The sequence below is a fragment of the Cellulomonas sp. KH9 genome (assembly GCF_900114185.1).
In the GTDB taxonomy this organism is placed as follows: domain Bacteria; phylum Actinomycetota; class Actinomycetes; order Actinomycetales; family Cellulomonadaceae; genus Cellulomonas.
Genome location: NZ_FOSE01000001.1, coordinates 250,536 through 272,108, shown reverse-complemented (window position 1 = coordinate 272,108; position 21,573 = coordinate 250,536). Strand labels below are relative to the sequence as shown.

Sequence of the window (21,573 nt, the reverse complement as noted above, 5' to 3'; positions counted from 1 at the left end):
CTGGCCGGTGCGCCGTCACCGTACTGGTGGACCCGGCAGCCGCGTGGCCGGTTTCCACAACCGACCGCTGCGGGCTCAGCGCGTGACGATCGTCTGCACCTCACCGACCGGGACCTCGGCCGTCACGGTCCGGGTCTGGACCTCCAGGGCCTGCGGCGTCGGGTCCAGCGAGGACGTCCACGTCGCCTCCCACCTGGCCGTGGCCGTCAACGTCACCGTCGGGTACTGCTGCCCGGACTTCACCGGCTGGTTCGCGCTGGACCGCTCGAACACGATCGCGCACGAGCTGCCCGTCATCCCCGCCGCGTACGGCGTCCCGGCGTCCGGGCACGTCACGTCCCGCGCGTTCGGCGCCGACAGGGCCATCGACGCCATCCGCGCCTCCACCCGCGACCACACCCCCGGCACCGACGCCGTGACCTGCACCGACGTCGTCGCGTCCTCCACCCACACGAACGTGTCCAGGTTCACCACCGTGGCCCCCGACCCCTTCACCGACGGGTTCCACCGGATCGTCCCCACCGGCAGCTGCATGTGCTCCGCAGCGATCTGCGCCAGCACCCGCGGATCGACCGACTCCTGCACAGCCGGAGCCGGCTCCCCCGCCATGACGTACACCGCCGGGTGGGAGAGGAAGTACGCGACCTGCTCGTCAGCGGGCACGTGCGACGCACACTCCGCCTCGTACCACCGACCCTCGGTGTCCGTCGCGTGCTGCTCGAACCCCTCGTGCAGCAGCCCCTGCGCCGCGTACGCGTCCTGCGTCATCGAAGACCGTCCGACGCCCCCGTCCTTCCAGTACTCGTAGTACCGCTGCCCCGTCCACCCCGCCCCGTACCAGCACCGGCGAGGCACCGGCACCTTCGCCACCCCTGTGAAGGGCACACCCGCCGTCGTCGCGCCGGTCGTCTCGATGGTCGCCGTGGTGGACTCGGCCTCGACCGAGATGCCGTCGTCCGACACGTCCCCGGCGGCTGCCGCGTCCTCCGTACCGTCGCGACCCGCCTGTGGACCAGCCACCGCAGGTTGCGCGGCCAGGATCACGAGGAGGAGGCCGGTCGATACGACGGTCGCGCCCCGACGGCGCATCAGCAGTCGCCGGCAGGTGCGCTGTTCAGGACGCGCCATGTGCCGAACCCTGACAGGCCCATCGACAGCTGTTTGGCCGTCCCGACCAGGCCGATCTCCTGCGACGAGTAGGTCCCCTCAGGATCGGCTGCAGTGACGTCCCGGTAGTCGTCGCACACGGTCACGGTCGCGGACTCGCCGTCGACGACGAGGTCGTGGATACGCGTGTGGAAGACCCCGAGGATCTCGAGGTCCTGGTCCGCGTTCTGCGTCGCGATGCGCTGCATCATCGCGGTGACCTCCGGCGACGCCAGCACGTCGAACCCCGGGCTGACGGTGTTGGTCGTCATCATCCGCCAGTACTCCTTCTGGTACGCCGCGACCGTGTTGTACACGTCCACCTGCTCACCCTCGAGCTGCGGCACGTCCTCGAACACGATCCCCAGGTCGGGATCCGACGGCTCCAGCGCCGGCCCGGTCGGCGTGGGGCTCGGCGTCGGCGTCGGTTCCGCCGCGACCGTGGCCTCCAGCCCCGGCGGCTCGACGGCCTCCGACGCGCACCCCGCGCTCAGCAGCAGCACCGTCAGGATCGGCAGGGCCCTGCGCAGCGTCACGTCGTCCTCGTCTCGTCCGGGTCCGTGGCCCGCACACGATACCGACCGACCTGGGCCAAACAGGACGAAACGGGGTGAGGCCCGGTCACTCGCACCGACGTCGCTGCGTCCTCACCACGGACAACGGCACCCGCCGCCGCATCAGTACGCGCCACCCGCGTCGACGGCCCGCCACCACAACGGCGCGAGCTTGGTCTCGTCGGTGCCGAGCAACAGCAGCATCGTGAGGACCACCTCCTCGACGGTGGCACCGTCGACCCAGCTCACCGTGACGTAGAGCCTGCCGCTGGGGTCCTTCTCGTCCCGGGCGCCCTGGTGCTTCCACGACACGGCGAGAGCTCCCGTCGCCGGGTCCGGGCCACGGCGCAGCTCGGTGGCCGCCCCGACGACGCCGAGCACCTTGCCCACCGGGTTCGCACTCCCGGTCTGGGTCTGGGTCGACCCGTACGTCCAGGCCCGGTCGGGGGCCGTCACCCGCAGGAACCGACGCCGACCGGCCGGGCGCAACCGGGAGCCCTCGGCGACGAACCGCACACCTGCCGTCGTCGCACCCAGGACGACCGGGACGTCAGGGCCCGTGAACGTGGGCACCGGGCCCTCCTCGTTGACCGTCTCGCTCACCGCCGTGAACGTCGCCACGATCTGCCCGTCGACCTGCGCGCGGACGCTCAGCGGGTACCCGTCCATCGACATCCGCAGCGCGCCCCAGGGTCCGTCGACCTCGGCCAGCGTCCTGTCCACCCAGCCGTCGGACTTCGCTCCCGTGCGCCGCAGCGACTCGTTGCTCATGCGCGGGACGACCCGGACCTGCCCGGCGGCCAGGGTCACGTGCAGACCGGACGGGCTGTTCGTCATGTCCACCTCGGAGCAGAGTTCATCGGGTTGATCCTGGAGTCCCCCACATGACGACCGGGATCTCCGGCTCGGTGCCGACGAGGGCCGGCCGTGGCGTCAGGACGCGCCGCCGGCGTCGACCACCCGCCACCACAGCGGCATGAGCCTGTCGCCGTTGGTGCCGAGCAGCAGCAGCAGGCTCAGCACGACCTCGGCGACGGCCGCACCCTCGACCCAGGAGAGCGTGACGTACGGCCGACCGCTCGGGTCCTTCTCGTCCCGGCCGGTGCTGCCGACCAGCGAGGTGACGACCTCGCCGGTCGCCGGGGCCGGGCCGCGGCGCAGCTCGGTGGGCGCGTTCACCGAGCCGATGACCTTGAGGACCGGGTGGGAGGGAGCCGTCTGGGTCTGGGTGGACCCGTACGTCCACGTCTGCTCCGGGCACGTCACCCGCAGGAACCGACGGCGACCGGCCGGACGCAACCGCGAACCGTGCGCCACGAACCGCACACCGCCGTGCACCCCGCCCAGGACCACCGGGACGTCACGGTCCGTGAACGTGGGCACCGGCCCCTCGTCGATCAGCGGCTCGCTCACCGCCGTGAGCGTGGCCACGACCTGCCCGTCGACCTGGGCGCGGACGCTCAGCGGGTACCCGTCCATCGACATCCGCAGCGAACCCCACGGCCCGTCGACCTCGGCCAGCGTCCTGTCCACCAGGCCGTCCGACTTCGCCCCCATGCGTCGCAACGACTCCCCGCTCATGCGCGGGACGACCCGAACCTGCCCCGCCGCGAGGGTGGCGTGCAGACCGGAGGGGCTGTTCGTCATGTCCATGTCAGAACCAGTTCATCGGGTTGATCTTCGAGTCGGCCACAGCCTCCACGGCGCCGCCGACCTTGTCGACCACGTCACCCACGTCGTCGATGTCGGCCACCTGGTCGGCGACCCATCCGGCGGCCCTCGTGGCCTGGTCGGCCGTCCACTCGGCGGCCTGCTCCGTGGCCGCGGACACCTCGTCCCAGTGGTCCACGAGCTCGGCGCCCGCGTACACCACGCCGGTGACGGCGACCGCACCCCAGGTGACCGGGCTCGGCGCGATGAGCGCGGCCGTCAGGCTGATGTCGAACCCGGTCTTGGCGATGTCGGCGACGTAGCCGGCACCGTCGCGCCGGAACGCCTCGACCGGGTTGCCGTGCGACGCCACCTGGGCGATGTCGAACCCGACCGACGCCGCGCTGCCGAGCACCCCCGCCCCGCGGAGCACCCCCGCCGTCCGGGCCACCGTGGCGAGCTTCGTGCCCGCCTGAGCGTCCCCGGCGACGGCCAGCAGGTTGCTCGCCCCGCGGGAGGCGACGACCGACTCTCCCGCGGCGTTCAGCACGCGGAAGGTGTACTGCCTCGCTCCGAAGACGCCGTCGTAGATGTTCGCCGCCATGCCCGGCAGACGGGCCTCCACCGCAGGCAGCAGGCTGCGCAGGGCGTTGTTCGCCGCCCACCTCTGCACGCTCGGCGGGACGGACTGCATCTTGTCCAGCGGGACCATCCGCATGAGGAGCGACTGCATCGTCGTCCCGGGCGCTCGGTACGTCCCGTGCCGCAGCATCGCCTTCGCGACGACCTCGTCGCTGAGGTTCAGCCGCTGCATCAGCGGCACGACCACCGACCGCGTGACGGACACCTTGGCGACCGTCGTGGCCGCGAGCGCGCTCATCCCGCCGGAGAACAGGACGGCGACATAGTCCTCGTACCACTCGTAGGCCTCGACGACCGGCCGGCCGGCGCCGTCCAGGTGGGGCAGGGCGTCGATCGCCTCACCCGCGATCCGGTGGATCCAGTCGTCGAGGGTCTCACCGGGGCGTCGCGCCAGGCCCGCGTTCCGGTCGGGCTGGGTGGCCAGGCCGCCGAGGCTGCCCATGGTCGTGACCACGGCGGTGCGGCCGCCGGCGATCTCCAGCCACCCGGCCCCGCCGGGGCCGAAGGCCGGGACGGCCTGCTGCTCGAGGCTCCGGACGATGCCGAGCCGGGCCCGCAGGTCGACGGTCGCGTCGTCGCACCAGGCAGGGACCTCGCCCAGCCCGGTCACGGCCCACCCGGCGTCGAGCCGACGCGCCTCGGCGAGCATGCCGTGCAGGTCGTCGCTCAGGGTCGTCACCCGGGTCGCCACGGTGTCGAGGACCGTCGGGTCGATGCGGACCACCATCAGTACGCCCCCGTCACGGCCGCGGCCTCCCGCTTGCGACGGGCGTCGTTGTCCGCCGACGACGCCTCCTGCAGCAGGTGCCGCGCCGCCGCGCGGGCGGCGCCCTGGTGCGCGGTGAGCCGCTCCCGCACGTCGTCGGCGTTGGCGCACTCCCACAGCTCGGTGCGCGCGGCGGTCAGCGCGGGGTCGACGACCGTCTCGATCCGCGCGGCGAGCGCGCGGAGGCGGGACGCCCGCAGGGCGTCGGCGGCGCCGGGGTCGTCCCCGGGCACGGGTGCCATCTCAGCCCCGCCCGTGGCCGACGGCGGCCTGCAGCTCGGCCGCCGACGGCAGCAGCCGCTGCAGCGCCTCCCACAGCGCGCCCCCGCTGACCGGGACCAGCGAGACGTGGGCGACGCCGTCGTCCGTCCGGGCCTCGGGGTGGTCCCACCGCCAGTAGCCGTCGGCGCCGCAGTCCAGCACGGACAGCCAGCGCCCGGTGCCGGCGCCCTCGTCGCCCCAGCTCACGGTGACGCGCCACCAGCTGCGCAGCGTCGCGACGATCGCCAGCCAGCGCGCACGCGTCGGCGCGTCGAGGTCCGGCCACCGCTCCGTCGTCGTGGTGGCCAGGGCGACCGTGCGCGCGTCGTCCCACTCGGCGGGGCCCAGCGACGCCATCTCGAGGACGATGTCGACCAGCCCGGCGGGCGCCGACACGACGGTGGCGTCCGCGGGGACCTGGCCGCGGTGCAGGCCCACGAGGCGACCCACGTCCCAGACGATGGTGGGGAGCTCGGCGCGCTGGTACGTCACCGGGTCGTCCGCCCCGGTGCCGGGCCACGGCTCGCTGTACCAGACGTCCTCGCCCGCCACCGCCACGTGCGCGGCGGACGTGCCCTGCGGGCCGCTGGTCTCCACGAGCATCCGGATGAGCGGCGCGGTCATGGCCAGCACGAGCTGCGCCGCCAGCGGGTGGACGCGGTCCTGGCCGTCGAGGATCCCGGCGCTGCGCAGCTCCTCGAGCGCGCGCCGCTGGTCCGCGGTCTGCGGCGCGGCGGACCGGACGACCAGCGCGAGCGCGTCGAGCTGGTGGGCGGTGAGCCGCAGCCGTCCGCGGGCCTCGTCGAGTGCGGCGCCGGCCGGGCTGCTCACGGGACCTGCCCGGTCGGCGGCGTGTCGACCGGTGCCGTCGCGGGCCGGTGCTTCTCGACCCACGTCCGGCGAGCGCCGCGCACCCACGTGAGCCCGGCGAGCATCGCCGCCATCGGCCACAGGAACGTCCAGCGCTCCTCGGGGACGACGATGAAGAGCAGCACGAACGCGAGCAGCGCGAGCAGCAGCAGGACCGTGAGCAGCGCGAAACCCACACGTGGCAGGACGGGCGGTCGCGGACCGGGCACGGCACCTCCTGGACGGTCGACCGGCGCACCACAAGCCCCCGAACACGGACAAAGCGCCCCCGGGGCCCGCTGACAGTAGCAGGGCCAGGGGCCCTGGAAGGGCAGACCAGCCGTCACCGGCGACAGGACTCCCCGTCGATCACCCGGCGTGCGTGGACGACCCCGCGCCGGAGACCGCACCTCCCGGTGCGCCGTTCACGACGGCCCCCGCCCCCAGCACCCGGTGCGCCAGCATCGTCGCCCCGGCCACGGCCGCGGGCATCGTCGCCACGGCCCCACCGGGCACCAGGAAGCACAGCTGCGTCGCGACCCCGAACCCGATGGCCTCGCGCCGGTGCGCACGCAGCAGCCGGTTGCGCTCGGTGCGCGACAGCCCGCGGGACACCAGTGCGCGGGACGTGAGCTCGTGCGCCAGCACCCACCCCGTGAGCACCAGACCGGTGGACCAGCCGAGCACGGTCCCGAGCACGGGCACGAGCCCCAGCACACCGGCCATCAGCGCCACCAGCAGACCGCGGGCCATGAGCGCGAACCCGTCGACGGCCCCCCGCCAGAACCCGGTGTCCCCGGCGGGTACGGTGCCCGTCTCCTCGCGCTCGACGGCCCGCCAGATGCGGTCGTAGAACGGCTCACCCACCGTCAGCGTGAGGGCGGTGAACGTGACGACGACCAGCACGACGGCACCGGCGAGCACCACGCCCTGCACGGCGATCTCGGCGGCACGCTCCCAGAAGGGCGTCCACCCGTCGGCGAACGGGGTGAGCCACTGCGCCACGGTGCCCAGGTTGACGACCAGCAGCGTCAGCGCGGTCAGCACCAGCAGCCCGACCAGCGCGGCGGGCACCAGCCCCCACGCCATCACCGACGGCCGACGCCGCCAGTACCCCCAGCCACGCAGCAGCAGCCGGGCACCGTCGCGCACCTCACCCATGACGTCGCAGCGTAGGGCCCGGACGGTGTCCGTGCCGGAGGACCAGGCCTGCGGGAGCACCCGGGCCGGGCGCTCCGCCCGGCCCGGCGGAACCGCCTACCGGTCGCCGATCTTCTCGTCCGCGGCCGACTGCGCCTTGTCGATGTGCTCGTCGTGCTTGCCGCCCGTGGCGGACGACGCCGCGTCGGCGCCCTTCTCCAGGGCGGAGTCGCTCGCCTGCTCGCCCTTCTCGCCCTGCACCGCGTCGGTCGCCTTGCCCTTGAGGTCGTCGATGCCCATGCGAATCCCCCTGCTCTCGCTCATCGGACAGCGCCTGCCCGTCGAGCAGGCCGCACCGAGCGGTCTCCGGTGCCGTTCCATCCTCCGGCGGCCGCGCACGGGCCGCATCCCCGGCCTCCCAGCGGCGTGGGGGTGCCGTGACGGCACACCGGCGCTGCTGAGCGCGGTCCTCACCGCGCCCTGACCATCGGGACGGGCCGGGGCGTCAGGCGTCGGCCGGCACCACCCGCGACGACCGCCGCGTGACGAGGTACACGAGCACGCCCACCGCCAGCAGCACCCCGGCGAGCAGCCAGTGCTGCGCCTCCTGCCGGGTGAGCAGCAGCAGGCAGGAGAGCACCGCGAGCACGGGCAGGGCCGTCGGCGCGCGGAAGTGGTCGTGCTCGACGCGGTCGCGCCGCAGCACCAGCACGGCGACGTTCGTCGAGAGGAAGACGAACAGCAGGAGCAGCACCACGGTCGACGCGAGGTCGACCAGCTCACCGGTCGCGGCCAGGACGATCGCGACGGCGGTGGTGACGAGGATCGCCACGCCGGGCGTCCGCCGGCCCGGCAGCACCCGGGACATCGGCGAGGGCAGCAGACCGCGCTGCGCCATGCCGTAGCCGAGGCGGCTCGCCATGATCATCGTGAGCAGCGCGCCGTTGGCGACGGCGACGAGCGCGATGACGGCGAACAGCTCCGGCGGCACGGCTCCGGCGGTGCGGACGACCTCGAGCAGGGGGCCTGTGGACTCCGCGAGCTCGGCCGGCGCGATGACGGCCGGGGCGACGAACCCGAGCAGCAGGTAGACGACCCCGGCCGTGAGCAGGGCGCCGAACAGCGCACGGGGGTAGACGCGGGAGACGTCGCGGATCTCCTCCGCGAGGTTCGCCGACGTCTCGAAGCCGACGAAGGAGTAGTACGCGATGAGCGCGGACCCGAGGACGGCGACCCACACCCCGGTCTCCGCCGGCGGGTCGAACGCGCCGCCGAGGTCGGCGTCCCCACGCCCGATGACCCACGCCCCGAGGACGATGACGAGGACCAGCCCGGTCGTCTCGATGATCGTCATGCCGATGTTGGCGCGCAGCGACTCCTTGATGCCCCACGCGTTGATCAGCGCGACGAGCACGAGGAAGACGATCGCGGCGGGCACCTGCGGGACGTCGAGGAACGCCGTGAGGTACTCCCCCGTGAACGCCAGCGACAGACCCGCGGCGCTCACCATCCCGGCCGCGAGCATGCAGAACCCGACGAGGAACGCGACCAGCGGGCTGCGGTACGCCTTCTCGGCGTAGACCGCGGACCCCCCGGCGTGCGGGTACTTGGTCACCAGCTCGGCGTACGAGAACGCCGTCAGCAGGGCCATGACCAGGGCGATCGCGAACGCCAGCCACACCAGACCACCGGCCTGGCCGGCCATCTCGCCGACCAGCGCGTACACCCCGGCGCCCAGCACGTCGCCGAGGATGAACAGGAACAGCAGCGGGCCGGTCACCGCCCGCTTCAGCCCGGGTGCGCCCGCGGCCTTCCCCGTCTCGCTCGTCACGGGCCGATTCTGTGGCAGCCGGACGCGTCGCGCGCGTCGAGCGGCGCGGGCCCGGTCGACGCCGAGCGGAGGGGCTCAGCCCCGCGCGGCCCGGCGACGCTCGGCCACCCGCGACACGGCGTAGATCCCGACGACCACGGCGACCAGCCCGGCCGTCGCGGCGAGCTGGGCGCGCGCCGCGTCGTCCGTGAGCATGAGGACGACGACGCCGCCGAGGCCGACGAGCGTCGCCCACGTCAGCCACGGGTAGCCCCACATGCGCAGCGGCAGCCCGTCCGGCCCCGCCGCGGCCTCCAGCCGGGGGCGCAGCCGCAGCTGCGACACCGCGACCAGCACCCACACCACCAGCAGCGACGCCCCGGCGGCGTTCAGCAGGATGCCGAGCAGCGCGTCGGGCAGCAGCCAGTTCAGCCCGACGGCGACCAGCGCCAGCACCACCGACACCAGCACCGCGACCCACGGCACCTCGCGCCGCGAGACCCGCTGCAGCACCGCCGGCCCGTCGCCGCGCCCGGCCAGGGAGAACGCCATGCGGGACGTCGCGTAGATGTTGGCGTTGAACGCCGACAGCAGCGCGAGGACGACGACGACCTCCATGACGCGCGCCGCACCGGGCAGCCCGGCGACGTCGAGGACGGCGACGAACGGCCCGTCGACCAGCTGCGGGGCGTCCCACGGCAGCACGAGCACCATGACGGCCACGGCACCGATGTAGAAGAGCATGATCCGCCACACGATCGAGCGCGTGGCGCGGGCGACGGCCCGCTGCGGGTCGGCGGCCTCGGCCGACGCGATGGTGACGATCTCGATGCCACCGAACGCGAAGACGACGACCAGCAGCCCGGCGGCGATCCCCGCGGGCCCGGTGGGGGCGAACCCGCCGTTGCCCAGCAGGTTCGACGTCCCCACGGGCTCGGTGCCCGGCAGCAGCCCCAGCACCAGCAGCACCCCGACGACGAGGAACGCGATGATCGCGACGACCTTGACGAGCGCGAACCAGAACTCGAACTCGCCGAACTGCCGCACCCCCACGAGGTTCACCACGGCGAACACGGCGACGGCCGCGAGCGCGACCCCCCACTGCGGCGCCCCGGGCAGCCACCCGGTGACGATGCGCGCGACGCCGGTGATCTCGACGCCGAGCACCATGATCAGCGTGAACCAGTAGACCCAGCCGAGCGTGAACCCGGCCCACCGCCCCAGCGCCTTCTCCGCGTACACGGAGAACGACCCGCTGGACGGGACCGCCGCGGCCATCTCGGCGAGCATCCGCATGACGAGCACGACGAGCAGCCCCGCGACGGCGTACGACACGAGCACGGCCGGCCCGGCGACGGCGATCCCGACCCCGCTGCCGAGGAACAGCCCGGCGCCGATCGCGGACCCCAGGCCCATCATCGTCAGGTGCCGGGGGCGCAGGGCGTGGCCGAGGGCGCGCTGCCCGTCGACGGGGCCGACGGCCGGCGGTCCGGGGGTCCCGGTGGGGCCGGTGACGGCCCCCGACTCGGGGGCGGACCCGTCGGTGCGGTGCGGTGGGGGCGTCATGCGGGTGCGGACCTTCGGTGGGCGAACGGCGGCCGGACGGCCACCGCGACACGCTACCCGCGTGCCGAGGGTCCGCCGTCGGCCTCTCGTCCCGCAGGAGCGACGCCGGCAGGTGCGCGGCACCCCTCGGTCAGCGCGTGACGACGGCCTGGATCTCGCCGACCGGGACCTCCGCGGTCACGGTCGTGGTCTGCTCCCCCAGGTCCACCGGCGTCGCGTCCAGCCAGGACGTCCACGACGCCGACCACACCGTCGTCACCACCATGGTCGCGGTCGGGTGCTCCTGCCCCGGCTTCACGGGCTGGTTCGCGCTGGACCGCTCGAAGACCACCTCGCAGGTGGTCCCGGCGGCGTCGGCCTCCGGCGTCCAGGGCACCCCGAGGTCGTCGCACCGCACCGTGTCGTCGGACCGCACCGTGTCGTCGGACCCGACGAGGCCCGGGGCCGTGACCTCGACGCGCTCGATGACCGCCTCGACCTGCGCCCACGGCCCCGAGGGCAGCGTCGCGCGCACCGTGGCCGTGCTCGCGGCGCCCTCGACCCACACCCAGGTGGCCATGTTCACCACCGTGGCGCCCGAGCCCTCCAGGGACGGGTTCCACCGCACGGTCCCCTGCGGCAGCTCCATCGCCTCGTACGCGGCCTCGGCCAGCACCCGCGGCTCGACCTCTGCCGCCGCAGCGGGCCGCTGCTCGTCCGCCTCGAAGAACCGCGGCGGATGGGTCTCGAGGTAGCTCAGCAGGAACTCCCCGTCCACACCCTCCCGGCACCACGGCCCGTACCAGCCGCCGTCCTCGGCGCCCTTGAGCGCGTGCTCCTGGTAGCCCGGCAGCGCCTGCGTGCGGTACCGGTGCGGCACCTGCGCCATCGCCTTCTGGTTCAGCTCGCCCTCCCAGAACGCCGCGTACTCCGCCCCGGTGTACCACCACCGGTACCAGCACCGCGGCACCACCTTCACCCGACCCGGGATGCGGTACTGCGACCCGCCGGTGACCTGACCGGACACGTCCAGCGAGGCCCAGATCTCGTCACCGTCCAGGCCGGTGTCCGTTGTCGGCGGCGGGGCGTCGAGGTCGCACTCGCGGCCGCACGGCTTGCGACCCTCGGAGGGGGCGGCCGCCGCAGGTACGGCAGACAGCAGCAGAGCCGCCGACAGGGTCACGAGGGCGGCCGTCACCCGCTGCCTCGCACCTGAGGTCAGCACGAGTTGCCCTCGAACGTGGCATCCTCCGGCCGCCACGTCGCACCGTCGTCGAACGTGCTGAGCCGCGTCGTCGACCTCTCGTACTGCGGGAAGTCGATCTCCTGGAAGGACTGGGGCGCAGAGCCGTCCACGTTCGTGAACAGGACGTCGGAGTAGTCGGCGCACACCGAGGCCGTCGCGGTACCACCATCGATCGTCACGTCGGAGATCGTGATGTGCAGGGTCCCGTCGAACCCGAACCCGTCCTCGCTGTTGCGCTGGACGCCGTACTCGACCTTCCGCAGAAGCTCAGGAGAAGCGAACTGCGCCAGTGCCGGACTGGTGGCACCGGTCGTCTTCGAGCGCCAGTACTCCACCTCGAAGATCGCGACCGCGTCGTGCGCCGACGCCGCCGGGCCGGTCAGGTCCGGGGTGTCGACGAACACGATGCCCAGCTCGGCGTCGGACAGGTCGGTCGCCGCGTCCTCCGCGGGCGTCGGCGAGGGCGTCGGGGACGCCGACGCCGCCGGGGTGGGCGAGGCGGTCAACCCGGCCGGCTCCGCCTTCTGCGCGCCGCAGCCCGCCAGGACCACGACGCACACCCCGACGACCAGCCCACCACGGACCCGCACCACGCACCTCCACACCCCGCGAACCGTGCGCCGCAGGCCGCGCGAAGCGTACCGAACCGGACAACACCGGCAGGCGCCGGTGAGGGACTTCTCACCCGTGGGGCAGGCCAGGTTCCCGCGACCGGCGGATCGGGGCACGGCGTGGCCGACCCTGCCAGACGTCGGTGTCGCGTCGCCGACGTCGCCCCTAGTGTGGTCGGGGACGCAGCACCGGCGGGCCGGGGGAACCCGTGACGCCGTCCGTGGACGGTCCGAGGGGAGGACGAGCGTGACCTCGAACGTCTCCGCCGGCTACGGCGTCCACTCGGAGGTCGGACGGCTCCGCAAGGTCATGGTGTGCCGGCCCGGTCTGGCGCACCGGCGCCTGACCCCGACCACCAGCGACGAGCTGCTGTTCGACGACGTCCTGTGGGTCGAGAACGCCCAGCGGGACCACGCGGACTTCGTCGAGAAGCTGACGGCGCGCGGCGTCGAGGTCGTCGAGCTGCACGACGCCCTCGCGCAGACCCTGCAGGTGCCGGGCGCGCGCGACTGGCTGCTGGACCGCAAGATCGTGCCCGACCGCGTCGGGCTGGGGCTCGTCGACGCCACGCGGGCGTACCTGGAGTCCCTGTCGGCCACGCGCCTCGCGGAGCTGCTGATCGGCGGCCTCGCGACGATCGACCTGCCCGCGGAGCACCGCCCGCCGGCGATCGGCCTGGCCCGCGAGTCGACGGGCGCCCGCGAGTACCTGATGCCGCCGCTGCCCAACACCCTCTACACGCGCGACACCACGTGCTGGCTGTACGGCGGGCTCACGCTGAACCCGCTGTACTTCTCCGCGCGGCGCGACGAGACCCTCATCTACCAGGCGATCTACCTGCACCACCCGGACTACGTCGGCTCGCGCGTCTGGTGGGGCGACCCGGGGCGGGACTGGGGGCAGGCGACGTTCGAGGGCGGCGACATCATGCCCGTCGGCGACGGGGTCGTCCTCATGGGCATGAGCGAGCGGACGTCCCGGCAGGCGATCACGCAGGTCGCGGCCGCGCTGTTCGCCCAGGGTGCGGCCTCGCGCGTGGTGGTGGCCGGCATGCCGAAGCTGCGCGCGGCCATGCACCTCGACACCGTGTTCACGTTCGTCGACCGGGACGTCGTCACGCTCTACCCGACGATCATGGACGCGGTGCACACGTTCACGCTGCTGCCGTCGGACCGGGGACCCGGGTTCGACGTGGTCGACGAGGGCTCGGCCGCGTTCACCGACGTCGTGGCGCGCGCCATGGGCCTGGACCGCCTGCGGACCATCGACACCGGCGGCGACCAGTACGAGTCGGAGCGTCAGCAGTGGGACTCCGGCAACAACGCCCTCGCCGTGGAGCCGGGCGTCGTGTTCACGTACGACCGCAACACGCTGACCAACGCGCTGCTGGAGCGGGCGGGCATCGAGGTCGTCACGATCGTCGGCGCCGAGCTGGGCCGCGGCCGCGGCGGCGGGCACTGCATGACGTGCCCGATCATCCGGGACCCGGTCACGGGGTGATGCGCGGACTACCCGTGCCCGTCGACGCGCCCGCACACCTCACCGTGGGACGCGCCGCGCTCCTGGAGCACGCCGGGCGGCGTCACCGTGTGGCCCAGCCCGCCGGGACGAGCTGGGAGGTGACGACGTCGGTCAGCGACCCGGGTGCGACGGTGGCCTCGTACAGCGCGGCCTCGACCTTGTCCATGCGCAGCCCTTCGGCGAGGTCGGCGTCGTGCGTGGTCGCGCACACGCGGACCAGGGGCCGCCCACGGTCCGTGAACTCGTCGACCACGCGGACGTCCAGCCCGTTCCACCGCGCCTCGACGTAGAGCTCGAACAGCTCCTCGACGTCGCCGCGCGGGACGTCCCGACGGAAGCGACCCGCGGCCGTGCGCTCGAAGCCGTCGAGCGGTTCAGCGGCAGCGAGGACGACGCGGTCACCCAGCACGTCGGCGGGATGCACGTTCCCGTTCCACCGGGCCAGGGGGCCGACGTGCAGCGGCAGGAGCCCGAACGCGACCGCGCGGTCCTCGGTCACCCACCCGTGCGCGACGTCCACGTACGTGGCGAGCAGGACGCTCGAGCCGTCGGCGCCCACGCGCACCAGCTGGGCACCCGCCGGCACCCGCGAGTGCACGAACCAGTAGAGCGGCACGACGTGGTCGTCGAGGCCGACGAAGCCCGTGCCCGTGAACGGCGGACGATCGAGGAACGGGCCGCCCGTCCGCTCGCGCGTGCGACGGTCCGGGCCACCGACGGCGTCCTCGAACCGGAGCTGAGCGGTGGCCTCGAACCTCAGCACGTCGACGTGCGGGCTGTCCGGCCCGTAGGGCGATCCCGGGTACGTCAGGCCGTGCGCCCGGACCAGGTCGGCGGCGGTGCTCGCCCACGTCACGGTCTGCGCGGGGACCGCGAAGCCCCCCGTGCGCTCGAACCCCGCGGCGAGGTACGCCTCGCTCAGCTGCGGCGTCACCGCCTTCTGCATCAGCGTCACGCGACGCACCTCCAGGTCGTGGTCAATCCCCCTGTGCGACGGCGGATCCGCCGCACGGCCGTTCCTCAGGAGACCCGCCTGCCCGGCAGGTCGACGTCCCGGCGCACGCTGCGCACGTCCGTCAGCTGGTCACCGGGGACCTCCCCCTCGGACATCAGGTCGTACGGCCGGTGGTTGAGGTACGGCGGCTCACCCGCCGGCTCCTCGTACCTGCCGAACAGGGACTGCTCCTGCACGTATGTCATGTGCACCACCGCGGCCAGACCGGTCTCCTCGTCCCAGTCGTCGACCTGCACGACCCACCCACCAGGCGCACGCGCCCACACCTCGATCTCGTAGGCCTCGTCGACCTCGTCCCACTCGGCGTCCCGCCACCAACCGAAACGCTCGTCCCACGTGAAGCCGTCCGGGCGTGGCTGGTCACCTGGCACGACCAGCCCGACGCCACGACTGCGATTGTTCGAATACCGGGCGCTGTAGAGAACTCCGTCCACGACGGCAAACTGTCCGACTATCACGGCTGCTCCCTCAGGTGGACCCATCGTTTCCGGTCGAATCTCGCCACGAGTTCCTCAGTCCCGTCCGGCCGGGTCACCCACATCTCCGTCCCGTCAGGCAGATCGTGACGGTCTGCATACGCCCACTCCGGCGTGTAGTCCGGACCATCGCCGGACCACCCGTTCCCGCGGTAGGGATCCTCCCAGCCGAGCGCCCACTCCAGGTGCTCCATCTGCTCCACCCCCAGCCCTCGTTCGGCGCCCAGGTCCTTCCACGCCGCGGCCCGCGCATCTGCGTCCGGTAGCGACGCGATCTGCTCGAAGCGCGATGCCGAGACCCCGTCCGTGGCCGGCAGGTACTGCGCCTGGTCGACGAGGTCGAGCGGCCCGTTCGGGGTCCCCGGGGCGACCATCGAGCCGTCGACCCGGATGTCGTCCGCCTGGTAGCGGACGGTGAACATCGACTCGTCGGGCGCGAAGTCGCTCCGCTCGTAGTTGAGCCCGAGCTTGCGGTACAGCGCAGCCGTGCCCATCCCCGTGACGTCGGCGGCCCGCGAGACGTACCCGCCGATGCTCGTGAGCGGGTACCTCGGCGCGTTGCCCGCTGCAGCCTTCTGCGCCACCCGCAGCACGGTGGCGTCGTCGGCGACCTGACCGAACCGCGCCGGTCCGAGGGCGTTGGCGACCTGGTCCGGCGGCACGACCTTCTGGATGGCGTCGTCCGGCCGGATCGTCGGCATCGCCCGGCGGATCGCCAGCACCTCGCGCAGCGTGGTGGCCGAGAGCTGGTGCACCGGCCGCGCGACCAGCGAGGTGAACTGCGCCCGCGTCCAGCCGCGGTCCCGCAGCTCGACGTCCAGCGCGTCGTCCCACCGCGCCTGGTCGGCCACCTCCGCCGCGCCGAATCGGATCTCGTGCACCGCACCGCTCGGGTCGACCCCCTTGCGGACCGCTCGAGCCGGATCCAGGTCACGCGCCGCCGACGGACCGAGGTCCGTCTCGGGCGGGGCGCCATCGGCGGCGCCCGCCGGGGTTCCGCCCGGCCGATCGGCGCCGGCACCGTGCGGCGTCACCTCGGGGGCCGACGCCCGCGGGCGGAAGACCCGTTCCAGCGTGTCGTCGATGCGCCCGGTCCATGACGCGGGCAGACGCGGCCACGTCTTCTGCACGATCTTGCCGAGCGCACCCGCTCCGACCAGGGACGTCACGGTGAGCGCGAGCTCGACCGAGCCCCGCTGCACGAGCTCCTGCCCGTCGATGGTGCCCTCACCCCAGTCCGCAGCCACGTCCAGGAGGTCCCCGACCGCGACGAGGGAGAAGCCGGCGCCCAGGACCTTGAGCCCGGCGCTGAGCCCGGCGACGGCCCCCGCGCCGCCGACCGGCACGGCTCCGACCCCGAAGCCGACGACCGCGCCGATCGCGGCCCCGCCCATCGCGCCGATGATCGTCAGCCCGACGGTGAGCACGGCACCGATCGCGACGACCGCCCACCCGACGACGCGGCACACGTCGGCCAGCACCCGGAGGAGCGCCACGTGCCGGCCGATGAGCTCGCGCACCGCGGCAAGGTTCTCGTCGACCCACGCCCCCAGGTCGGCCGTGGTCGACTGCCACCACTCGCCGATCGACGCACCCGCCTCGCCGACCGCGTCCCCCGCCTCGACCGCTCGCTGCGCGAGCCGGTCCAGGCCCTGGTCGACCGCGTCGCTCACGCCCTCCCACGCGCCGGCGAGCCAGTCCCCGATCCCGCGGGACTCCGTCGTGGCCTGCGCGTCCGCCTGCTGGGCATCGACGTCGGCAGACGTCCACGACAGCACCGTCGTCCCGTCATCGAGCGCCGAGCGGGTGAACGGATCGGCCACCGGGGACGGGTCCGGGGCGTCGACCACAGGGAACGGGGTGCCGAGCGCACCGCCGTACCAGGTGTCGGCCAGGGTGCGCGCCCGACCGAGGTGGGTGTCGACGACCGGGAGCACGTTCTCGTCGAGCCGGCGGGCCACGTCGACCGCGTCGTCCAGCCCTCGGGTCGGCACGCCGAGCGTGAGCATCCGCGAGCGCAGCGGTGCGACCCGGTCGAGCACGGCCTGGCTCGTCGTCGCCACGTCCGCCCGGACGCCCGCCATGGCCTCCGGGCACACCTCGACCAGTCGACTCATCGCGCGCCCACGTCGTCCCTGGCGTTCTCGCGCGCGCCGCGCAGGGTGCGCTCCGCGTGAGCCAGCTCGTCCCGCACCGCCTGCAGGGCAGCGTCCAGGGCGCGGGGGAGGCGCTGGGCCGCGGGGGCCAGCTCGTCGTGGTGGAGCCGGTCGGCCGCGGATCCCGTCCAGGACCCCGGCGCGCCGACGGCACCGGCCGGACGCGCGAGGCTCGGCACGCCCTCGCAGGCCGCACCCAGGTCCAGCAGGAGCCGGCGCAGCTCGTCGACCCTGCCCTGCGCACGAGCCACCGGATCGACCACCGCACCTCCCGACCAAAACCCCCGAATCCGGACAGCACGGTACCCGTTCGCGACCTCTCGCCAGACCCGGTCGTCCACAGTTCATCCCGGTGGCCGACACGGCACGGTGCCCCACAGCATCGGCGCGGGAGCACGGCCACCCGTGCTCCCCGAGGTCAGGGCGTCGGGTCGTCACCCGTCGGGTCGGACGGGTACAGCCGGCGCGTGCCGGTGTCCTGCGTGTCGCCGACCTCGGGCTGGGTGTCCGGGCCCGTGGCGCCGGGTAGCGGCTGGTTCTCCGGGTCCTGCGTCTCGGGGCGCTGGGACGCGGGGTGGACGGTGTCCTCGCTCATGGCACCACCCTGACCCGGGCACCCAGGGCCCGCCACCGGTGACGACGGAGCCGCCCGCCACCCACCCTCACGGGCAGACGACGGGCGGCTCGCGTCCGGACCGGACGGGTCAGACCTCCGCGCCGGCGAGGTACCCGGCGTTGATCGCCTCGCCGACCTTCGCGGGGGTCACGCAGTCGCCGACGGTCCGCACGGTGCGCCCGGCGGCCTTCAGCTGGTCCGCCAGCGTCGTCTCCGGCAGCACGCCGAACGCGGTGACGACCGTGTCGGCGGCCACCCGGACGTCCTCGCCGTCGGCGGTGCGCAGCTGCACCCCGTCGGCGTCGACCGCGACGACCGTGTGACCGGTGAGCAGCCGGACGCCGGCGGTGGCCAGGTCGCGCAGCAGCGTCATGCGGTTGATGAGGATGAGGTCGCGCGCGATCTCGTCGGCCGCCTCGACGACCGTCACGTCGCGCCCGCCCTGGGCGAGCTCGAGCGCGAGGTCCGCGCCCGACAGGCCGCCGCCCGCGACGACGACGCGCTGCCCCAGCGGCGCGCCCTCGTGGGCGTCGATCACGCCGACGACGTTCGGGCCGTCGATGCCGGGGATGGACGCCGGGACGAGCGGGCGCGAGCCCGTGGCCAGGATGATCTCGTCCGCGTCGGCCAGCTCCGGGGAGTCCGCCGCGATCTCGTGGCCGAGGTGCACGGTGACGGGCAGGCGGGCGATCTGCCGCTCCCACCAGCCGATCATCGCGTGCAGCTCCTTCTTGAAGTCGGGCGTCGCCGCGGGGCGCAGCACGCCGCCCAGGCGGGTGTCCCGCTCGTACAGGTCGACACGGTGGCCGCGCTCGCCGGCCACCCGCGCGGCCTCCAGCCCGGCGGGCCCACCCCCGACGACGACCACGTGCCGGGGCGTCTCGACGGGCGTCAGGACGCGCTCGCGCTCGAACCCGACCTGCGCGTTCACGGCGCAGCCGAGGGGCAGGGCGAAGAACGCGTTGCCCACGCACATGGCGTTGCAGCGGATGCAGGGGCGGATGTCCTCGCGGCGGCCCTCGGCGAGCTTCGCGCACCACTGCGGGTCGGCGATCAGGCCGCGGCCCACGCCGGCGATGTCCGCGTCACCGGCGGCGAGCACCTTCTCGGCGGTGTCGGGGTCGAGGTTGCCGCAGGCCACGACGGGGATGTCGACGACCTCCTTGAGGGCCTTCGCGGCCGGGACCATGCAGCCGTCGCCCAGGTAGTACGGCGGGAAGACGTAGTCCATCGCCTCGTACGAGCCGTCGTCGGCCAGGATGAAGTCGAGACCCGCCTCCGCGAGGATCACGGCGATGCGCTGCGACTCCTCGGTGGTGCGGCCGCCGGGGAACTTGTGGTCGACGGACAGCCGGAAGCTCACCGGCAGGCCGGGGGCGGCCGCCTTGATGGCCTGGATGACCTCGACCGCGAACCGGCAGCGGTTCTCCACCGAGCCGCCGTACTCGTCCGTGCGACGGTTCCACGCGGGGGTGAGGAACTGGTCGACGATGTAGCCGGTGTGGCCGTGGATGTCGATGGCGTCGATGCCCGCGGCGGCGGCACGCGCGGCCGCCTCGCCGAAGCGGCGCACCAGCGTGCGGATCTCCTCGACCTCCAGGGGCCGGCACAGCACGTCGGGGTTCGCGTAGTGCGGGTTGTCCGACGCGGAGATCGGCGCGCGGTCGGGGTCGACGACGTTGATGTTCCGGCCCAGGCCGGCGGTCAGCTGCAGGGACACCCGCCCGCCGACGGCGTGGATCGACTCGGCCAGCGCCGTGAGTCCGGGGATCGCGTCGTCGGTGTCGACCCGGCACAGGCCGGGGTTGATCTGCTCGTAGTCCTGCGACACGGCGGCGATGCCGGTCATGACCAGGCCGACGCCACCGGCGGCGCGGGCCGTGTAGTACGCGATCTCGCGCTCCGTGAACAGGCCCTCGTGCGTCCCCATCTCGGTGCCCATGGGGAGCATCACGACGTGGTTGGGCAGCCGCAACGAGCCGAGGGTCAGGGGGGCGAGGAGGTGGGGGTAGGGCACGGGGACGTCCTTGTCGCTCGAGGCGGGCGCCGGCGCTGCCGGCCGCCCGATCGTCTGCCTGCGGGAACGCGCGCGCGCAGGACCCACGTCCCGAGGCCGACATCCGGACCGCGCCGGGCCTGCGGTGTGCCCCGGACGGGTGACCCGGCGACCGGGTGCCGACGTGCCCACGGCAACGCCGCGGCACTTCGGCACCCTCGTGGCCGGCCGGCGGACGGCCGTCGGTGCCGTCCGGACGTGCGCCGATCAGCCCCCGCTGATCACGCCGCACGCGACCCGGTCGCCCGCGTCCCCCGTCTTGAGCGTGTCCGCGTCCGGACCCTCGGGCGCGTACCGCTCGGGGACGTGCGCGCTGTTGTCGCGGCCGGAGTGGATCATCACGGCCGTGCCGTCCTCGTCCTGCAGGTCGGCCATGGTCACCGCGTCGGTGCGGACCGTCAGCCGCGCGGCGCCCGTGGAGTCGACGAGCAGCGACGGCAGGTCACCGGCGTGCTCGCCGTGGTCACCCGCGTCGGCGCCGAGGTGACCACCCGCGGACAGGAAGTCGCCCGTCTTCGCGGGGTCGTTCGGGTCCGCGCTGCCGACCTCGCACTCGCCGACCGTGTGCAGGTGGAACCCGTGGAACCCGGGCTCCAGGCCGCTCACCGCGACCTCGATCTCCACACCGCCGTCCTCCTCGTCGAGCCACACCGTGCCGACCTGGGCGTTGCCGGCGTCGAACATGGTCACCTCGACCTCGTCGTCGTCCTGCGTGCTCGCCGGCGTCGTGGCCTCCGTCTGGTTGCTGACCGGGGCGTCCTCGTCCTCGCCGGCCGCGCTGCACGCGGTCAGCGCCGCCGCCGCGGCGACAGCCACGACGGTCGTCCGGAGCGTTCCTCGCATCGTTCCCCCTCCATCGGTGCTCGGTGGGTCGTCCACGCTACGAAAGGCCCCGCCCGCCCGCGCGCCGAGCGCCCGCTTCGGCCCGGTGTCGGTGGGTCGGCCTACGTTCGTCCCATGGCGACGACCTCACCCACCTTCCTCACGCTGGTCCAGCCGTTCACCGGCGTGGTCGAGCAGCTCCCCGCCGCGGCCTGGGACGCGCCGTCACCCTGCGAGGGGTGGAGCGCACGCGACGTGCTGCGCCACGTCGTCACCACGCAGCGCGACTTCCTCGCCGACCACGGCGTCGACCTGCCGGACGTCGACCTCGACGCCGACCCCGCCGGCGGGTGGCGCGCGCACGCCGCAGCGCTGCGCGACGCGGTCACGGACCCGGAGGTCGTGGGGCGCGAGTACGACGGGTGGGCCGGGCGGACGACGGTCGGCGCGACCCTGCAGGGGTTCCACGCCCTCGACCTGGTCGTGCACCGCTGGGACGTCGCGACCGCGGCGGGGCTGGACGAGCGGCTGAGCGACGACGAGCTGACCTTCGTGGAGGAGCGGGTCGACGCGCTCGGGGACGCGCTGTACTCCGAGGGCGTGTGCCGCGCGGGCGTCGAGCCGCCCGCCGACGCGGACCGTCAGGCGCGTCTGCTGGCGCGGCTGGGCCGCCGCACGGCGGGCTGACGG

At 73.9% G+C, this 21,573-nt stretch carries 23 protein-coding genes; 2 read left to right on the top strand and 21 right to left on the bottom strand.

The genetic code is table 11. From position 1 onward, the window contains the following. Positions 1 to 75 precede the first annotated feature (75 nt). From BMZ16_RS01235 to BMZ16_RS01165, 14 genes are all read right to left on the bottom strand, one after another. Entirely contained in the window at positions 76 to 1,020 is a 945-nt protein-coding gene (locus BMZ16_RS01235; protein WP_143082708.1) for a hypothetical protein, read from the bottom strand. A 68-nt stretch (positions 1,021 to 1,088) separates the two neighbouring features. Next, positions 1,089 to 1,682 carry a hypothetical protein gene (locus BMZ16_RS01230; RefSeq protein WP_089797750.1) on the bottom strand — a complete coding sequence of 198 codons (594 nt, stop codon included), beginning with the start codon at positions 1,680 to 1,682 and terminating at the stop codon, positions 1,089 to 1,091. A gap of 141 nt (positions 1,683 to 1,823) precedes the next feature. Beyond that, positions 1,824 to 2,537 (bottom strand): hypothetical protein, encoded by a 714-nt coding sequence (locus BMZ16_RS01225; protein WP_089797748.1) that lies wholly within the window; start codon positions 2,535 to 2,537, stop codon positions 1,824 to 1,826. Positions 2,538 to 2,633: 96 nt separating this feature from the next. Further along, positions 2,634 to 3,347 carry a hypothetical protein gene (locus tag BMZ16_RS01220; protein WP_143082707.1) on the bottom strand — a complete coding sequence of 238 codons (714 nt, stop codon included), beginning with the start codon at positions 3,345 to 3,347 and terminating at the stop codon, positions 2,634 to 2,636. 7 nt (positions 3,348 to 3,354) lie between these two features. Next, entirely contained in the window at positions 3,355 to 4,719 is a 1,365-nt protein-coding gene (locus BMZ16_RS19110) for a hypothetical protein (RefSeq protein WP_177199549.1), read from the bottom strand. Then, on the bottom strand, positions 4,719 to 4,991 hold the full coding sequence (locus BMZ16_RS01205; RefSeq protein ID WP_143082706.1) for a hypothetical protein: 273 nt from the start codon (positions 4,989 to 4,991) through the stop codon (positions 4,719 to 4,721). Before BMZ16_RS01205 ends, BMZ16_RS19110 begins: the two co-directional genes overlap by 1 nt. 10 nt (positions 4,992 to 5,001) lie before the next feature. Continuing rightward, the gene (locus tag BMZ16_RS01200) at positions 5,002 to 5,850 is read right to left on the bottom strand and encodes a hypothetical protein (protein WP_089797738.1); all 849 of its coding nucleotides are present in this window, start codon (positions 5,848 to 5,850) and stop codon (positions 5,002 to 5,004) included. After that, positions 5,847 to 6,098, bottom strand: coding sequence for a hypothetical protein (locus BMZ16_RS01195; RefSeq protein WP_143082705.1), 252 nt, complete (start codon positions 6,096 to 6,098; stop codon positions 5,847 to 5,849). Before BMZ16_RS01195 ends, BMZ16_RS01200 begins: the two co-directional genes overlap by 4 nt. Positions 6,099 to 6,237: 139 nt before the next feature. Continuing rightward, positions 6,238 to 7,029, bottom strand: a complete 792-nt coding sequence (locus BMZ16_RS01190; protein ID WP_089797734.1) for an EI24 domain-containing protein — start codon at positions 7,027 to 7,029, stop codon at positions 6,238 to 6,240. Between the two features lie 96 nt (positions 7,030 to 7,125). Next, positions 7,126 to 7,308, bottom strand: a complete 183-nt coding sequence (locus BMZ16_RS01185; RefSeq protein ID WP_089797732.1) for an antitoxin — start codon at positions 7,306 to 7,308, stop codon at positions 7,126 to 7,128. Positions 7,309 to 7,513: 205 nt separating this feature from the next. Continuing rightward, entirely contained in the window at positions 7,514 to 8,839 is a 1,326-nt protein-coding gene (locus BMZ16_RS01180) for an APC family permease (protein ID WP_089797730.1), read from the bottom strand. A 75-nt stretch (positions 8,840 to 8,914) separates the two neighbouring features. Next, complete coding sequence (locus BMZ16_RS01175; protein WP_089797728.1) at positions 8,915 to 10,384, bottom strand: amino acid permease; 1,470 nt, start codon at positions 10,382 to 10,384, stop codon at positions 8,915 to 8,917. A gap of 130 nt (positions 10,385 to 10,514) precedes the next feature. Next, positions 10,515 to 11,561, bottom strand: coding sequence for a hypothetical protein (locus BMZ16_RS01170; protein ID WP_089797726.1), 1,047 nt, complete (start codon positions 11,559 to 11,561; stop codon positions 10,515 to 10,517). Positions 11,562 to 11,581: 20 nt separating this feature from the next. Next, positions 11,582 to 12,202 carry a hypothetical protein gene (locus BMZ16_RS01165; protein WP_143082704.1) on the bottom strand — a complete coding sequence of 207 codons (621 nt, stop codon included), beginning with the start codon at positions 12,200 to 12,202 and terminating at the stop codon, positions 11,582 to 11,584. A 265-nt stretch (positions 12,203 to 12,467) separates the two neighbouring features. On the opposite strand from BMZ16_RS01165, the gene BMZ16_RS01160 reads away from it, so the two are divergent. Next, the gene (locus BMZ16_RS01160) at positions 12,468 to 13,721 is read left to right on the top strand and encodes an arginine deiminase (protein WP_255366285.1); all 1,254 of its coding nucleotides are present in this window, start codon (positions 12,468 to 12,470) and stop codon (positions 13,719 to 13,721) included. Between the two features lie 82 nt (positions 13,722 to 13,803). Here BMZ16_RS01160 and BMZ16_RS01155 read toward each other — a convergent pair whose 3' ends face one another. From BMZ16_RS01155 to BMZ16_RS01130, 7 genes are all read right to left on the bottom strand, one after another. After that, positions 13,804 to 14,688, bottom strand: a complete 885-nt coding sequence (locus BMZ16_RS01155) for a hypothetical protein (RefSeq protein WP_255366386.1) — start codon at positions 14,686 to 14,688, stop codon at positions 13,804 to 13,806. Between the two features lie 74 nt (positions 14,689 to 14,762). After that, entirely contained in the window at positions 14,763 to 15,128 is a 366-nt protein-coding gene (locus tag BMZ16_RS01150; RefSeq protein ID WP_089797720.1) for a hypothetical protein, read from the bottom strand. Positions 15,129 to 15,211: 83 nt separating this feature from the next. Further along, positions 15,212 to 17,350: a hypothetical protein gene (locus tag BMZ16_RS01145; protein ID WP_143082703.1), complete on the bottom strand. Its 2,139-nt coding sequence runs from the start codon at positions 17,348 to 17,350 to the stop codon at positions 15,212 to 15,214. Next, positions 17,347 to 17,640 (bottom strand): hypothetical protein, encoded by a 294-nt coding sequence (locus BMZ16_RS01140; protein ID WP_143082702.1) that lies wholly within the window; start codon positions 17,638 to 17,640, stop codon positions 17,347 to 17,349. The genes BMZ16_RS01145 and BMZ16_RS01140 overlap by 4 nt, the downstream gene beginning before the upstream one ends. A gap of 167 nt (positions 17,641 to 17,807) precedes the next feature. After that, complete coding sequence (locus BMZ16_RS19105; protein WP_177199548.1) at positions 17,808 to 17,984, bottom strand: hypothetical protein; 177 nt, start codon at positions 17,982 to 17,984, stop codon at positions 17,808 to 17,810. 109 nt (positions 17,985 to 18,093) lie between these two features. Continuing rightward, on the bottom strand, positions 18,094 to 20,022 hold the full coding sequence (locus BMZ16_RS01135; RefSeq protein ID WP_255366284.1) for an oxidoreductase: 1,929 nt from the start codon (positions 20,020 to 20,022) through the stop codon (positions 18,094 to 18,096). 246 nt (positions 20,023 to 20,268) lie between these two features. Beyond that, positions 20,269 to 20,904 (bottom strand): superoxide dismutase family protein, encoded by a 636-nt coding sequence (locus BMZ16_RS01130; protein WP_089797714.1) that lies wholly within the window; start codon positions 20,902 to 20,904, stop codon positions 20,269 to 20,271. Between the two features lie 114 nt (positions 20,905 to 21,018). Here BMZ16_RS01130 and BMZ16_RS01125 point away from each other — a divergent pair, with 114 nt between their 5' ends. Further along, positions 21,019 to 21,570 (top strand): TIGR03086 family metal-binding protein, encoded by a 552-nt coding sequence (locus BMZ16_RS01125; protein WP_089797712.1) that lies wholly within the window; start codon positions 21,019 to 21,021, stop codon positions 21,568 to 21,570. Positions 21,571 to 21,573: the final 3 nt, after the last annotated feature.